Origin of the sequence: Microbulbifer litoralis, assembly GCF_023634065.1 — a bacterium.
Classification (GTDB): Bacteria; Pseudomonadota; Gammaproteobacteria; order Pseudomonadales; family Cellvibrionaceae; genus Microbulbifer; species Microbulbifer litoralis.
This window is the reverse complement of sequence record NZ_JALKCV010000005.1, coordinates 80,520-94,417: the sequence shown is the minus strand read 5'-3', so window position 1 is coordinate 94,417 and position 13,898 is coordinate 80,520. Positions and strand designations below refer to the sequence as shown.

At 58.0% G+C, this 13,898-nt stretch carries 14 protein-coding genes; 5 read left to right on the top strand and 9 right to left on the bottom strand.

The window, feature by feature from the left end:
- Positions 1–209: 209 nt before the first annotated feature.
- The 4 genes from MWN76_RS09550 to MWN76_RS09535 all read right to left on the bottom strand — a co-directional run bounded on the left by MWN76_RS09550 (position 210) and on the right by MWN76_RS09535 (position 4,594).
- On the bottom strand, positions 210–1,817 hold the full coding sequence (locus MWN76_RS09550) for an ABC-F family ATPase (RefSeq protein WP_250461179.1): 1,608 nt from the start codon (positions 1,815–1,817) through the stop codon (positions 210–212).
- 178 nt (positions 1,818–1,995) lie between these two features.
- Positions 1,996–3,186, bottom strand: a complete 1,191-nt coding sequence (locus tag MWN76_RS09545) for a DUF3667 domain-containing protein (protein WP_250461178.1) — start codon at positions 3,184–3,186, stop codon at positions 1,996–1,998.
- Positions 3,183–3,920, bottom strand: a complete 738-nt coding sequence (locus MWN76_RS09540; RefSeq protein ID WP_250461177.1) for a polyamine aminopropyltransferase — start codon at positions 3,918–3,920, stop codon at positions 3,183–3,185. The genes MWN76_RS09545 and MWN76_RS09540 overlap by 4 nt, the downstream gene beginning before the upstream one ends.
- A gap of 305 nt (positions 3,921–4,225) precedes the next feature.
- A complete protein-coding gene (locus tag MWN76_RS09535) occupies positions 4,226–4,594 on the bottom strand; it encodes a PH domain-containing protein (protein WP_250461176.1) in 369 nt (122 codons plus the stop codon).
- A 459-nt stretch (positions 4,595–5,053) separates the two neighbouring features.
- Between MWN76_RS09535 and MWN76_RS09530 the strand changes: the two genes are divergently transcribed.
- Both MWN76_RS09530 and MWN76_RS09525 read left to right on the top strand, forming a co-directional pair.
- Positions 5,054–5,437: a YciI family protein gene (locus MWN76_RS09530; protein ID WP_250461175.1), complete on the top strand. Its 384-nt coding sequence runs from the start codon at positions 5,054–5,056 to the stop codon at positions 5,435–5,437.
- A 58-nt stretch (positions 5,438–5,495) separates the two neighbouring features.
- Complete coding sequence (locus MWN76_RS09525; protein ID WP_250461174.1) at positions 5,496–6,146, top strand: glutathione S-transferase family protein; 651 nt, start codon at positions 5,496–5,498, stop codon at positions 6,144–6,146.
- Positions 6,147–6,298: 152 nt separating this feature from the next.
- Here MWN76_RS09525 and MWN76_RS09520 read toward each other — a convergent pair whose 3' ends face one another.
- On the bottom strand, positions 6,299–7,258 hold the full coding sequence (locus tag MWN76_RS09520) for a helix-turn-helix transcriptional regulator (RefSeq protein ID WP_250461173.1): 960 nt from the start codon (positions 7,256–7,258) through the stop codon (positions 6,299–6,301).
- Positions 7,259–7,378: 120 nt separating this feature from the next.
- On the opposite strand from MWN76_RS09520, the gene MWN76_RS09515 reads away from it, so the two are divergent.
- From MWN76_RS09515 to MWN76_RS09505, 3 genes are all read left to right on the top strand, one after another.
- Positions 7,379–7,999 carry a glutathione S-transferase family protein gene (locus MWN76_RS09515; RefSeq protein WP_250461172.1) on the top strand — a complete coding sequence of 207 codons (621 nt, stop codon included), beginning with the start codon at positions 7,379–7,381 and terminating at the stop codon, positions 7,997–7,999.
- The gene (locus MWN76_RS09510; protein WP_250461171.1) at positions 7,999–8,403 is read left to right on the top strand and encodes a GFA family protein; all 405 of its coding nucleotides are present in this window, start codon (positions 7,999–8,001) and stop codon (positions 8,401–8,403) included. Before MWN76_RS09515 ends, MWN76_RS09510 begins: the two co-directional genes overlap by 1 nt.
- A 633-nt stretch (positions 8,404–9,036) precedes the next feature.
- A complete protein-coding gene (locus MWN76_RS09505; RefSeq protein ID WP_250461170.1) occupies positions 9,037–10,128 on the top strand; it encodes an NPP1 family protein in 1,092 nt (363 codons plus the stop codon).
- A 220-nt stretch (positions 10,129–10,348) separates the two neighbouring features.
- Here MWN76_RS09505 and MWN76_RS21290 read toward each other — a convergent pair whose 3' ends face one another.
- The 4 genes from MWN76_RS21290 to MWN76_RS09490 form a co-directional block, all read right to left on the bottom strand.
- Complete coding sequence (locus tag MWN76_RS21290) at positions 10,349–10,552, bottom strand: helix-turn-helix transcriptional regulator (RefSeq protein WP_425606609.1); 204 nt, start codon at positions 10,550–10,552, stop codon at positions 10,349–10,351.
- A gap of 267 nt (positions 10,553–10,819) precedes the next feature.
- On the bottom strand, positions 10,820–11,320 hold the full coding sequence (locus MWN76_RS09500) for a P-loop nucleotide/nucleoside kinase family protein (protein ID WP_250461169.1): 501 nt from the start codon (positions 11,318–11,320) through the stop codon (positions 10,820–10,822).
- 169 nt (positions 11,321–11,489) lie between these two features.
- Positions 11,490–12,005, bottom strand: coding sequence for a DUF1993 domain-containing protein (locus MWN76_RS09495; RefSeq protein ID WP_250461168.1), 516 nt, complete (start codon positions 12,003–12,005; stop codon positions 11,490–11,492).
- A gap of 176 nt (positions 12,006–12,181) precedes the next feature.
- On the bottom strand, positions 12,182–13,717 hold the full coding sequence (locus MWN76_RS09490) for a cryptochrome/photolyase family protein (RefSeq protein ID WP_250461167.1): 1,536 nt from the start codon (positions 13,715–13,717) through the stop codon (positions 12,182–12,184).
- Between the last annotated feature and the right edge of the window lie 181 nt (positions 13,718–13,898).

Here is a 13,898-nt window from a genome sequence, read left to right as displayed (position 1 = left end):
GCGATGGTTTGCCTTGAAAACAAGCCGTGACTTAAAAACTGCAGGACGAGGCATTACGAATAAAACAGCGACGTGTAGCGTGTAAATGTGGGCTTTCTTTCTAGCAGGTTGTCACTCTATAGGTAAGTGCAGGGCCTGTCTACAAAATGTTCAGTTATTATCCGGCACCAACCAGGTATCAGGTGGAGATTGGCGCCTGGACACCGGGTTCAGGCCACCCGGGCCTCCAGTCTGGCCCGATCCGCCAGGTATTCTTCGTAGCTGCCCTGGAAGTCGACCAGCCGGTTGTCCCGGATCTCCAGCACCCGGGTGGCCAGGGAGGAAACGAACTGTCGGTCGTGGCTGACGAAGATCAGTGTGCCTTCGTACTGCGCCAGCGCCCTGTTCAGCGCCTCGATGGACTCCATATCCAGGTGGTTGGTGGGCTCGTCCATGACCAGCACATTGGTGTCCAGCATCATCAGCTTGCCGAACAGCAGGCGGTTCTTTTCCCCACCGGAGCAGACGCGCGCCTTCTTGTTGGCGTCGTCGGCGGTAAACAGCAGGCGGCCGAGGATGCCGCGGACCGCCAGGTCATCGTGCTTGGGCTGGCGCCACTGGGACATCCACTCGAAGATGGTGAGATCGTTGTCGAAGTCGGCGCTGCTGTCCTGCGGGCAGTAGCCGATGGCGGCGTTCTCGGACCACTTCACCAGGCCGCTGTTGGCCTGCAACTCGTCCACCAGGCAGCGCAGGAAGGTGGTCTTGCCCACGCCGTTCTCGCCGATTACCGCCAGGCGCGCGCCGGCCTCCAGGATCATCTCGCCGCCGGTGAACAGCGGCTCGTCGTCGAAACCGTGGGCCAGGTCTTCCAGTGTCAGCGCCTGCCGGTGCAGCTTCCTGCACTGCTGGAAGGTGATGTAGGGCTTCACCCGGCTGGACGGTTTCACTTCCTCCAGCTTGATCTTCTCCATCTTCTTGGCCCGTGAGCTGGCCTGCTTGGCCTTGGAGGCATTGGCGGAGAAGCGGTTTACAAACGACTGCAGCTCTTCCAGCTCCGCCGTCTTCTTGGCGTTCTCCGCGTGCAGCTGCTCCTGGATCAGCGTCGAGGCAGCGACAAAATCCTCGTAGTTGCCGGGGAAGATGCGCAGCTCGCCGTAATCGATATCCGCCATGTGGGTACAGACCTGATTCAGGAAGTGGCGGTCGTGGGAGATGATGATCATGGTGGATTTGCGCTGGTTCAGCACTTCCGCCAGCCAGTGGATGGTGTGGATATCCAGGTTGTTGGTGGGCTCGTCCAGCAGCAGGATATCCGGGTCCGCAAACAGCGCCTGCGCCAGCAGCACCCGCAGCTTCCAGCCCGGGGCCACCTGCTTCATCGGACCAAAATGCAGGGATTCCTCGATACCCGCCTCCAGCAGGATTTCGCCCGCGCGGCTCTCGGCGCTGTAGCCGTCCAGCTCCGCGAACTGCACCTCCAGCTCCGCCACACGCATGCCGTCCTCCTCGCTCATCTCCGCCTGCGAGTAGATGCGGTCGCGCTCCTGTTTGATGGCCCACAGGCGGGTATCGCCCATGATCACCGCATCGACCACCGAGTATTCCTCGAACGCAAACTGGTCCTGGCTCAGGACCCCGAGGGTGCAGCCCGGCTCCATGGACACATTGCCCGCAGTCGGCGCCAGCTCACCGCTCAGGATCTTCATAAAGGTGGATTTGCCACAACCATTGGCCCCGATCAGGCCGTAGCGGTTGCCGTTGCCGAACTTGGCGGAGATGTTTTCAAACAGCGGCTGGGCACCAAACTGCATGGTGATATTGGCGGTGGTGATCAAGAGCGTAATCCCGGGGCTTGTGTGCGTGTGTCAGGCGCTGCAACAGCGAATCTGCTGGGAATCCAGCACCGCCAACGTGGCGGCATAGAGAGGCAGCGGGCCGCGCACTATAGGAGGTTGGCTGCGCTGAGTCGAGGGACTTTGCGTGAATTTTGATCGCGCAGCTTTCAGCGGCCCATTAGAGGTTGACCACGCTCGCCAGTGCGGTAAAGGTTGAGGCGGTGCCGATCAGGACCAGGTAGCCGACCCCGAGCACCACATATTTCAGCGAAGTGACCACCCATCCCTGCCGGTAAACGCGCTTCTGCATCAGCAGCAGGTAGAGCGGCATCCACAGCGCCAGGGCCAGCAGTGCCAGGTTGAACAGTGCCTGGGGCAGGGTGTTCGGCTCGGTCAACCAGGCGCGCAAATCAAAAAGTATCACGACCAGCAGCAGCGACAGGGACAGAAAGGCATGGCTGTGCAGGGCAACGATCAGGTGTTCCATGTACAGGCGGCGCCTGAACAGGTACAGCAGGCTCAGCATCAGTGCGAAAAACGGCAGCGCGATGAACAGCGTGGAGGGAATGGCACCGAACAGCGCATCCTTGAGCAGGTTCGGATCGCGCTCTATGCGCACGATATTGCTCGCCAATCGGGTGCTCTGGCGCACAATCCACGCGTTTACGGCGGCGGGTGCACCGTCGATCCGGGGCGGTTCGAATACTGCCTGCTGCCCGGTATTGTCGCCGTCGGCTGTCGCTGGTGCGAGTTCGGCGATACGCTGCTGGGCATGCTTGCGCACTATCTGCTCGACACCGTTCAGCAGGCCCGAAACGCCGGGCACCTCGGCGCTCTCCGCGGCGATATCGTCGATCTGCGCCAGTGCCTCGTCGCGCAGGCGTGTGACCTCGGCCACACTGGTGGCCGCGCTGATACTGTGTTGCACCGACGTCAGGTTGACGTCGCCAATAACCGTATTGTCAGCGGTGCCGGTATCACCGGAGCGCCAGTCACTGCTCAGCTGCGCGACGAAGAAGGCCGTCAGGCACAGGAATACAAACAGCCGCACCGGACTCACATAGCGTACCTGGCGCCCGGCAAAGTACTCATTGGAGAGGAATCCGGGCTTCAGTAGCAGTGGTCCCAGCGTGTGCCCGATACGGGAATCCAGCCCGAACAGGGAATTGAAGAAATCACCGACCATCACCGGAAACTGCCGCACCAGGCTTTTCGTCGGCTGGCCGCAGGCATAGCAGTGCGGGCCCAGCAGTGGCTCGCCGCAGTTGCGACAGGCGGCTGTGAGCGGTGTGTCGCTGCCGCCCTGCGCCGGTTGCCGGTGCCCGGTGGGAGCGGTGTCTTGTTGCGTCAGGGTTTCAGCTTCACTCATGGTCTTGCGGTGCTCTGCTGCACGCACACATAAACCGAGTTCGTGGAGTCGCCGCTGAGAAACGGGTTATAAAAAGAAACCACATGTGACTCGACAGTTCCAAAAACCGTCCTCAACAAATTCTCAAACCGTTCCTCCGGCAGGTTCTGCGACCACATGGCAAATACGCCTCCGGGCTTCAGCTGCTCTGCCATCCTTGCCAGGTTGCCGGTGGTATAAAAACCGGCGTTGGCGTCATTCAGGTGCTCGGTAGGAGAGTGATCGATATCCAGAAGAATGGCATCGAATTTCCTGCCGGGAGTTTCCGGGTCAAAACCGGTATCCGGCGCTGTGGCCAGATCGAAGAAGCTGCCGAGTATATAGCGGTTGCGCGTATCGGCGTTGAGGGTTTTCCCCAGCGGCACCAGTTCGTCTTTGTGCCAGCCGATGACCGTATCCAGCGCCTCGACCACCAGCAGCTCGTTAATCCGCTCGTCCTTTAGCGCCGCCACGGCGGTATACCCCAGGCCCAGTCCGCCGACGACCACATCGAGCCTGTCGCCCTGCACCTGGGCCAGGCCAAGAGTGGACAGCGCCTCCTCCGCCTCAACAAACATACTGGACATCAGGAACTCTTCGCCCAGCTTGACCTCGTAGATATCCCTGTCTCCAAGCGCGGGGATACGGCGCCTGCGCAGGGAGATTTCCCCCAGCGGGGAGGACTGGCTGTCGATTTCTTCAAATAATCTGGACATGATCGGGAGACCTGAGGCGTTTGGTGGGCCTAAGTGGCTAGCGGATGGAGTTTATTCTTCTAGCCCGGATATTTCACCAGGGGCCACGATGATCGCGCCGAGATCTGTGCGCTCAGTGCATTTTTGCGGCGTAGATGCATGCTTATTGCACGTATTAGCCGCAAAAATGTGCTGAGCGTGCAGAGATCAAGCGAGGGCGTGGCCAGCGTTGGCCGGTGACAATCTGTCCCCGTGGAGATCCCTGAAAACATTAACGAAAACATAGAGTTACGTTGAATACTGAGCGGCTTGGTGAAATATCCGGGCTAGAGTGTGTAACGGCCAATATAGTGCGCGATATCCTTGATACGGGCCTTGCCGCTGAATTCAAATCTTATCCTGCCAATCTCGGACAGATAGAGCTCCAGCTCACTATCGATATCGAGTGTGCCGGAAGTCTCTATGGAGAAGGCGACGATGTTCTTGTAGGGCTGTGAGGTGAAAGCCCGCTTGCTGCCAGTGATGCCCTGGATATTGACCGCGATGATGCGTTTGCTGGTGAATACCACCCCGTCGCGCATGGACTTGAAAGCATCCAGCACCTCCTCTCCATCCATCAACAGCTCGGCTACCTTTTCGGCGTAGGCCGGTTTTTGCTTGAGTTTGAAAATGGTCTTGTTTTCGAAGTCGATCATTGGAGCATTGGCTACCTGTGCGATGGTGCAGCATAGAATGCCATATCTGCGCTGTAGTCAATAGCCTGTGCCGGCATCTCAGAATGAACAATAACCGTGACTCAAAGCACGACTGGGGATTTGGTACAAGAGCCGATCGACGGCGGGCATCGTGACAGACAATGACTGGGTACGCACGCCTGCCCGGAGGTTTAAGGAAGATGAATTTGACGCCGTTCGTCCGTGGGGCCTGGATCTGGCATCGCAGGACAGACATGATGCTTTCGGGCTGTCGCCAGGCCGAACCGGATTCCGATCGTAGAATCGAAAACGTTTTCAAAAAAATATCGATCCCGTTGTCGAACTCCATTATCCCGGTTCGACCAACTATCGAGCGGGCACCAACCGGAAGGGTCGTCCATCGAGCGGCGAGCCAGACCCATACAGACACAGGCATAACATAACCCCGAGGAGAACAGAATGAAGTACCTGGCACTGGTCTACTACGACGAAAAGATCATGGACCGCCTGTCCCAGCAGGAGTGGGATTCGCTCAACCAGGAGTGCATCGCGTGTGTGGCCGGCCTGACCGAAAGTGGCCACTTCATCACCGGAAGCCCGCTGCTGCCCACCGATACGGCCACAACCGTGCGCGTCCGCGACAACAATGTCACTGTCACCGATGGTCCCTTTGCCGAGACCAAGGAGCAGCTCGCCGGCTTCTACATGCTCGAAGCGAAAGATCTCAACGAAGCCATTGCCCTGGCCGGCAGGATCCCGCCGGCCCGCTACGGCTCGGTGGAAGTCCGCCCTGCGCGGGAACTGAAGGAAACCGGTAACCAGGCCGGCGGCAATGCCGGTTGAACCCATCCCCTGAACCCAGCGCTGCCGCGCGACCACCGTCCGACGGCGGAAATCAGCGGTGAGCAGAAAAACGGAGCCGGAAATGATCAAACTGTACGGAACGCCACCCACCCGCGTGTTGCGCGTTATCTGGTTGCTGAATGAACTGGGCCTGGAATACGAAATACACCCGGTAGACCTGCTGAAAGGTGAGGCCCGCCGGGACGACTTCCTCGCCCTCAACCCCGCCGCCAAGGTCCCGGTACTGGTGGACGGGGATCTGGTACTGACGGAGTCCGCCGCCATCCAGCTCTACCTGGCCGAGAAGCACCCCGAAGCGGGCTTTATTCCACAGTCACTGCAAGAGAGGGCGCAAATGTACCGCTGGATATTCTTCCTGGTGACCGAAATCGAGCAACCCCTGTGGCGTATCGGGCGGCACACATTCCTGTACCCGGAAGACAAACGGTTGCCGCAGGATGCCGAGTTGGCGAAGCGCGAGTGCAGAGAGATGGTGGATGTACTCGAGCGGCATATGCAGGGCCGTGAATTTGTCGTGGGCGACCGACTGAGTGTGGCCGACTTCAACGCGGCCTATACGCTCGACTGGGTGGATGAAGCCAAGCTGCTTGATAATGCCCCGCGCTTGGCTGACTACCTGCAAACCATGTACGCCCGCCCCACGGCACCAATGAGGATTGCCGAGGCCTTTGCGGCGATGGAAGGGTAGGAAATGACCGAGGTTCGCCTGGAATTCGCCGTAGCCCCGGTAGGAGCCTGCCTGCAGGCGAACAGCGGTTTAGCCTGGAAGGGCATTCACCTGTAGGCGGACTCCGACTGAATGATCGGGGGGAAACAGAAAAAAAACTATTCTTGGGGTCATCAATCCTTCACCATGACCAGCAGTCGTTCCGCGTGGCTGCGCAACTCGTCCCGCAAACCGGGCGGCGAGAGAATCTCGAAGGCAAATGGCAGCCGGATCAATTGCGAAGCGAACCAGTTCAGACAGCCGGTATGTGCGCGCCATAACACCGCATTCCCTTTGGGGGTCAGCAGGCCCAGCTCATCGCCGAGCACCGCACTGGCACGCGCCAGATCCGTACGCAATAACAGCTCCACCTCAATACCCGCGTCCATACTGGCAAAACTGCCGCTGAGATAAGCGGCGGCATCGAAATCCTGCGGCCGCTGGAAAGGAATCTCCAGCCGGCGCAATTGCCGTATGCGGTCCAGGCGAAAGGTGCGCAGATCGGCGCGCAGATGGCAATGCCCCACCGCGTACCAGCGGCCGCGGCGGAACACCAGGCCGTAGGGATCGAACTCGCGCCGTGTCGCACCCTCGTTACCGTTATTGCTACCGCCGGTATAGTCGAATGTCGTGCGGCACCGGTTCTGGGTGGCGGCGGCCAGGGTTGCCAGCGTGGCACTGTCTGGCGCGGCCGTCGGCACCAGGTCCAGGGTGACGCTGTCGTCGAGCGCGCGCAGTTGCTGTTTCAGCTTCTGCGGCATGACCCGCTCGAGCTTGGCCTGGGCACTGGCAACCGCGGCCGAGACATCGCCTACACTGAGGCTGCGCGCCGCCAGCAGGCCCAGGGAGATGGCCAGTGTCTCCTCGTTGGTGAACATCATCGGCGGCAGCTTGTAGCCGGACACCAGCCGGTAGCCGCCGTGGCGTCCGCGCTCGGTCGTCAATGGAATCCCGATCTCCTCCAGCGTCGCGATATAGCGGCGCAGCGTGCGCCCGTCCACACCCAGCATCTGTGCCAGTTTGCCGCCACTGGCGTTGCCGTGGATCTGCAGCAGCTCCAGCAGCGCCAACACGCGTGTCGTTGGATTCGACATGACTTGCACCCTGCCTCATTTATTAGGGCGGAATATAGCCTAATTGGCGATTACAGTGCGAGCACCCGGATCACAAGCTCTCTGCAAACGCAGACAGACGAAGACCAATGGAGACCAGCGATGAAAGATACAGTCATTCTCTATACGAACCCCCAATCCCGCGGCCGCATCGCGCGCTGGATGCTGGAGGAAGCGGCTGCGCCGTATGACACGGAGGTACTCGAATACGACGGCAGCATGAAATCCCCCGCCTACCTGAAGATCAACCCGATGGGCAAAGTGCCGGCCATCGTGCACCGCGACCAGGTGGTGACCGAGGGCGCGGCCATCTGCGCCTACCTGGCGGAAACTTTTCCGCAAGCGGGACTGGCGCCGCTACCCGAAGAGCGCGCCAGCTACTACCGCTGGTTGTTCTTTGCCGCCGGGCCGCTGGAAGCGGCGATCATTGACTTCAAAACCTTCGGCCTGGAGCCGGATGCGGAGAAGCAGAAGATGGTGGGCTACGGAAGCTACGCGGCTGTACTCGACAACCTTGCCGCCTGGCTTGCGGAGCATCCCTTTATTACCGGTGAGCGCTTTACCGCCGCCGACGTCTACGTCGGCTCCCAGATCGGCTGGGGCCTGCAGTTCGGCACCGTTGAAAAGCGTGCGGAATTCATCGACTACGCACAACGCGTCACCGACCGCGACGCCTACCGCCGCGCGATGGAAAAAGATGATGCCCTGATGGAGAAAGCCTGATGAAAAAGACTTATCAGGGAAGTTGCCACTGCGGCGCAGTGCAGTATGAAGCGGATATCGACCTGAGCGCCGGTACCGGTAAATGCAATTGCTCCATCTGCAGCAAGACCCGCGAGTGGGGTGCGCTGATCAAGCCCGGCGACTTCCGCCTGCTGCAGGGTGAGGAAGCACTCAGCGACTACCAGTTTGGCAGCAGGCAGGCGCACCACCTGTTTTGCAGGCACTGCGGTGTGCGTCCGTTCGGCAAGGGGTATGTGGAAGAGATTGGCGGTGACTATGTCTCCGTCATCGTGTCGACACTGGACGATGTCGACCCGCAGGAACTGATCGATGCGCCGGTTCAGTATTTTGATGGGCGCAATGATAGTTGGTGGACGGTGCCGGCGGAAACCCGGCATCTTTAAGCGTTAAGGCGGCCTTTCATGGCCGCCGCATTTTGCATTCCAGCCTGGTATTTACGCCTTTCAATGAACAATGATTAGCTGTTTCAAAATTGTTTTGGCCCAAACCACCCGTCGCAGTCGTCATCCCGGACTCGATCCGGGATGACGACTCAAGGAAGTGAATACAGGGTTTGCCGGTTGTTAAAAGGATTCTGGATAAATGTCAATACTATTAGGACCCCTTTATAACAGACGGGATACTGTAGCGCCGAAATAATCATTGCCGTGGTGGAAAAGTCATATTTATTCTGGTTTTTTTACAGAAAAGTTAAAAATATTTTCTGTTTATCGGTTTGAATTTAAGTATACAGTAAGCATGACTGTCATAAACATCATTTAATCTGGCAGAGCTGTCAAATTGGGTCCGATGAATCAATTGGACCCAGAAAGCGATCTTCCGGGAAATACTTCGGTGGTGGCTTTCAGAAATATCAATAACGATAACTTACGGGAACAGTCATGCTACTCAGATTCATCATCAAATTGACAGGCCGATTTACGACAATGGCGGTGCTCGCCGTCGCCGGGATTTCTACGGGCCAGGTACAGGCAAGCGATTTCTACCATCTAAACCAGGCGGTGGATAATAACCAGGTGCTTGAGATAGCACCGATCTTCGACTTTGATGGCGACGGCTGTTTCCCCGCCGCTGGAATCAGCCGCGACGGCGAACAAAACGCGGGCCTGAACACAACCGGCAGTCTCGGCGGAGACTGCCGCACGGCGGATTTCCTGAATTACTCCAACACATTGCACCGCTCGCTGTGCATGTTGAAGGATGGCTCAGAATACTGCGGCCACTTTTACGCACTCTACTTTGAGAAGGACCAGGTGATCGCCGGCCTGGATCCGTTTGGTCACCGGCACGATTGGGAACAGGCTGCCGTGTGGACGAAAGATGGCACTGTCACCCACGGTAGCGTCAGCGCCCATGGCGATATGGAGACGCGTGCACTGGCAGACGTACCCCACACCGGTACACATATCCGCGTGGTCTACCACAAGGATGGTGCTACAACGCATGCCATGCGCTTTGCGGGATCGACGGAAGTCGCAGAGAACCCCTACTCCGACTTCGTCACGCCGCCGATTACCAGCTGGTACCAGATCCACGGTGACAGCAAGAGCAATGCCGAAATGCGCGCACTGCTCAACACTTTTGACTATGGCTCCGCAACCATTCCACTGAAAGACAGCAACTTTATCGACAACCTGAATCGCTTCAAGCCAGTCAGCTATCCGGATTTTTTTGATGGTGAAGACTGCGAATACTCCGACTGGTTTTCCGAGGAGGACAGCGCCGGGGCCTACTGCGCGAATGATCGCATCGTGGCGGGGGTTGAATGTTCCGGCAGTTACTGTGACAACAAACGCCTGAAGTGCTGCAACCTGCCAGCAGTATCGCCACAAGGGGAGCGCTGGGAAACCGGGGATTGGATCTCGGAGGAGTTGCCCAATAGTTGGGCCAGTGATGATGCCGTCGTGGTCGGCGCAAAGTGCAGCGGTCGATATTGCGACAATCTAAAACTGATATTGCGCAATCACAGCGCTTCCCCCGGAAACTGGACCACATCCTTCTCCGAGGAGCAGGGGCTCGGCCAGTGTAACAAAGGTGGTTATGTAGCCGGCGTCAGTTGCAGTGGTCGCTACTGTGACAGTCTGAGCCTCTACTGCCAGCAACAGTAGTTCTCCAGCATTATCCAGAATGGTTATCTACAGCCGCTGGCGGGCGGCTGTTCAATTCATTCCGTTGTGTACACATAAGCGGACTGTTGAAAGAAGCCGTATAGGAATCGACCGTTTCAAAAATCGTTTTCATAATGCCACCACTATTCGCCTCAAATGACTCAGTCATCAGTGGCAGGCTCTGGGTGAAATTGGCATCAGCCGTATCAGGTGTTCGCTTCTACTCAAACAAATCGCCCACATCGCAACGCAGGCTTTTCGTGATCCGATCCAGCGTCTTCAAGGTGGTATTTTGGGAGGCGCTCTCCAGGCGGGTCAGAGTCGCCCTGCTGATACCCAGTTTGCGAGCAAATGCCTCCTGCGTTTGCTGGCCCCGGCGGGTCCTCAGGTTTCTGGCCAATTTTCTGATAAATTCATGGTTCATGTGTGAACTTGGTTCGGCTCGTCAGGAGCGTCTATTAATTACTGTAGTTACCGAAGAATTGGAGCCAGAGTAAAATTTTGGCGTTCCAATCAGGGTATCGATCTCTACGCCAGAATCCACCGTATTCAAAAGCTTACTCGACATTGGCCTTCCTCTTCGGATCTTCCTGGAAGGTATGGACATTGACACCTACAGGACGGAGCCTCTCATTCTAGGAGTTTTGTTTTTAGGCGATAGATTCTTCTTGGCACCCCACGCCAGGCGGGGTTACAGGGTGCTCGTCGTCATCGGCACAACATTCAGACCTTCCTGATCGCTGGGCACTTCGAAGAACCGCGTTACCTGGCGGAATACCACCTCGGTATCAAACCGGGCCCGCTCCGGCTGCTCCCTACACCGCACCGCAATCTGCTCCAGACACTGCGCATCACTGATATCCAGATACACCATCTGATGCTCACACCCGGCTTCTTCACACAGCTCCACAAACCACTTCCGCTGAGCCGCCGTATTGGCCGGGAAGTCCATTACGACACTGGTGCCGGTACGCAGTATATCCTGCACATGCGCCTTTACCAGCGGCTTGAGCAGTGCAGAGTACTTCAGGTAGTCATCGAAGGACTGGATCTGGCCGGGGTAGAGGGTGGCCAGCCAGTGGTCTTCGGACAGCAGAACGGCGTTCTGCGCTGTGGCGATGCGTTTGGCGTGGGTGGATTTTCCCGCGCCCATCTTGCCGCAGAAGAATGTCAGGGTGCCCGGGTTCGCCATGGGGATCTCTTTGGTTGTATTGATCGGGGCAAAGTTTGATGAAGTGTTCGGTGCGAAGGATTGTGGAGGTTATGCAGCCGTCCCCGCAACTGGTGCGGAGCGGCCATGGCGCCGCCTCGCATGCAAGAGGCCGCCGCGGTAGCGGCGGCCTCTGCTTAGCGGGGGCTACTCAGGCCTCTTCCATCACATAGGGCATCAGGAAGGCCATGAAATCCGGCTTGCCCAGCGGAGCGCCGAGCTTGCGCAGGATGGCGTAGGCGGTGGTGATATGGAAATAGAGGTTAGGCAGCAGGTAGTCGCTCAGATACTGCCGCGCAGGCAGCTCGCAGTAGCGTCCCGGGCCCAGGCCGATGCGCTTGATTTCGTCGAGCTGGCTGTCGTCCGCACTGATTGCGGCAATCAGCGCCTTGGTCTCGGCGATATGCGCCAAAGCCTGTTCGGCGGACGCCACTTCCGGGCTGAGGTTGTCGATCGGCTTGTCGGCACACCAGTAGGCAAAGCCGCGCGGCTGGTTGCAGGCGAACGCCACCTGGGCGCCGAGCGGCAGCATATCCTCGGCCAGGCGCTCCTGCAGTACGGTGTCCAGACCCGAAAAATGTTCACTACCGACGGACAGGATGTGCTCCAGCACCTCCAGTCTTGAGGTGAATATGCGGTTGATCTCGGTAATTTCCCGATTTGCCATGGTGCTCTCTCCCTGGGAGATTGGTGTTTGGGCGCGAAATAGTATTTGGAACGGGGTGACTCTAGCGCAGTGTGGGTTCCGCCCGGAAGTCATTTCCGCGTTGACCCGGTGCCGTTCGTCGAAAAGGAGCGGGAGATTGTGGATAAAACCTGCCAAGGATCGGATTCGTTTTACCCTCAGAAATTATCCGGGCTGTGGATAACCTGTTTCGCACGCTGTTGAAGGGCGTCGAGTTCCGCGGGGTCCATCTTATCCAGCAGGTTCAACATCATCGCCATACGCTGGTTGCCGACAAAGTGCTCGCGCTTCTCCGCGAGGAAATTCCAGTACAGACTGTTAAACGGACAGGCATTCTCCCCAACCTTCTCCTTCACGTCATACCGACACCCTGAACAATAATTGCCCATCTTGTTGATATAGCTGCCACTGCTGACATAGGGCTTGGTGGCCACCAGCCCGCCGTCGGCGAACTGGCTCATACCGCGGGTGTTGGTGATCTCCACCCATTCGATGGCATCGATATAGATGCCCAGGTACCAGTCGTCGACCTGATCCGGGTGTACACCCAGCAGCAGGGCGAAGTTGCCGGTGATCATCAGGCGCTGGATATGGTGGGCATAGGCGTGGTCGAGGCTGTTGTTGATTGCGTGATGCAGGCAGTTCATCCGGGTATCGGCGGTCCAGTAGAACCCGGGCAGGTCGCGCTGGTTGTCGAGGCGGTTGCTGCGGGCGTAGCCGGGCATCTCTTTCCAGTAAATACCGCGCATATACTCACGCCAGCCGAGGATCTGCCGCACATAGCCCTCCACCTCGTTGATGGAGATGCTGTCGCGGTTGGCCTGCCAGTGCTCGATCACCGCCTGGATCACCTCCATGGGGTGCAACAGTTTGCTGTTCATGGCGAAACTGAGGCGGCTGTGGAACAGGTAGACCTGGTCCGGGTCCATGGCGTCCTGGTAGTCGCCGAAGTGCACCAGCAGGTGGCCGCAGAAATGGCGCAGCACCTTGAGGCCGTCCGCGCGGGTCGTAGGCCAGGTGAAGTTCTGTGGGTCAATGTTGCCGAAGGTCTTTACGCCGGCGGCTTCGATGCGTTTCAGGGTCTTGCGCACATCCTTGCGGAAGCCTTTTTCGTGGGGAATCGGTGGCTGGCCTTTCCATTTCCTGCGGTTGCTCTGGTCGAAGTTCCATTTGCCGCCCTCCGGTTTGCCCTCCCGGGTCATCAGTACATTATGCTTTTTGCGCATGTGCCGGTAGAAACTCTCCATCAGCAGGGACTGTTTGCCGTCGAAGAATTCCGCGAGCTCGTGGCGGGTGGTGAGGAAGTGTTCGGTATCGAAGGCTTCGCAGTCGATGCTGAGGTCCTTCGCGAGCTGTTTCAGCTGCTGGTCCAGCCGGTATTCGTCCGGCAGCTGGTATTCGAATTTCCCGATACTGCGCTCCTGTACCAGCGCGGCGATATTGGTGCCCAGCTTCTGGGTATTGTTTTGACCGTTCAGCTTGTAGTACACCACTTTCTTTCCACGGCTCCGCAGCCAGTCGGCAAAAGCCTCCATGGCCTCGAAAAAGGCCACCACTTTCTGGATATGGTGTTTGACGTAATCGGTTTCCTGGCGCATTTCGGCGATGAAATACAGGGTGTTGTCATCGTCGTTGTGGTACCAGCTGTGCTTGTGATTGAGCTGGTCGCCGAGGATCAGTCGCAGGGTTTTCATACGTTTGTCGATCTGGGGATTACCTGTTTACTATGCCTTGGGGCTGGCCGGTGTCGTGTGGGTTGTAGCGCTTCACCCGATTGTCGATATCAGGGCAGTGGCCACACGGTTCATTGTCCATGCCGCTGTTGTACTCTCATTTGTCATAGTGACTTCACACATCATAGTTCAGGCGCAGGAC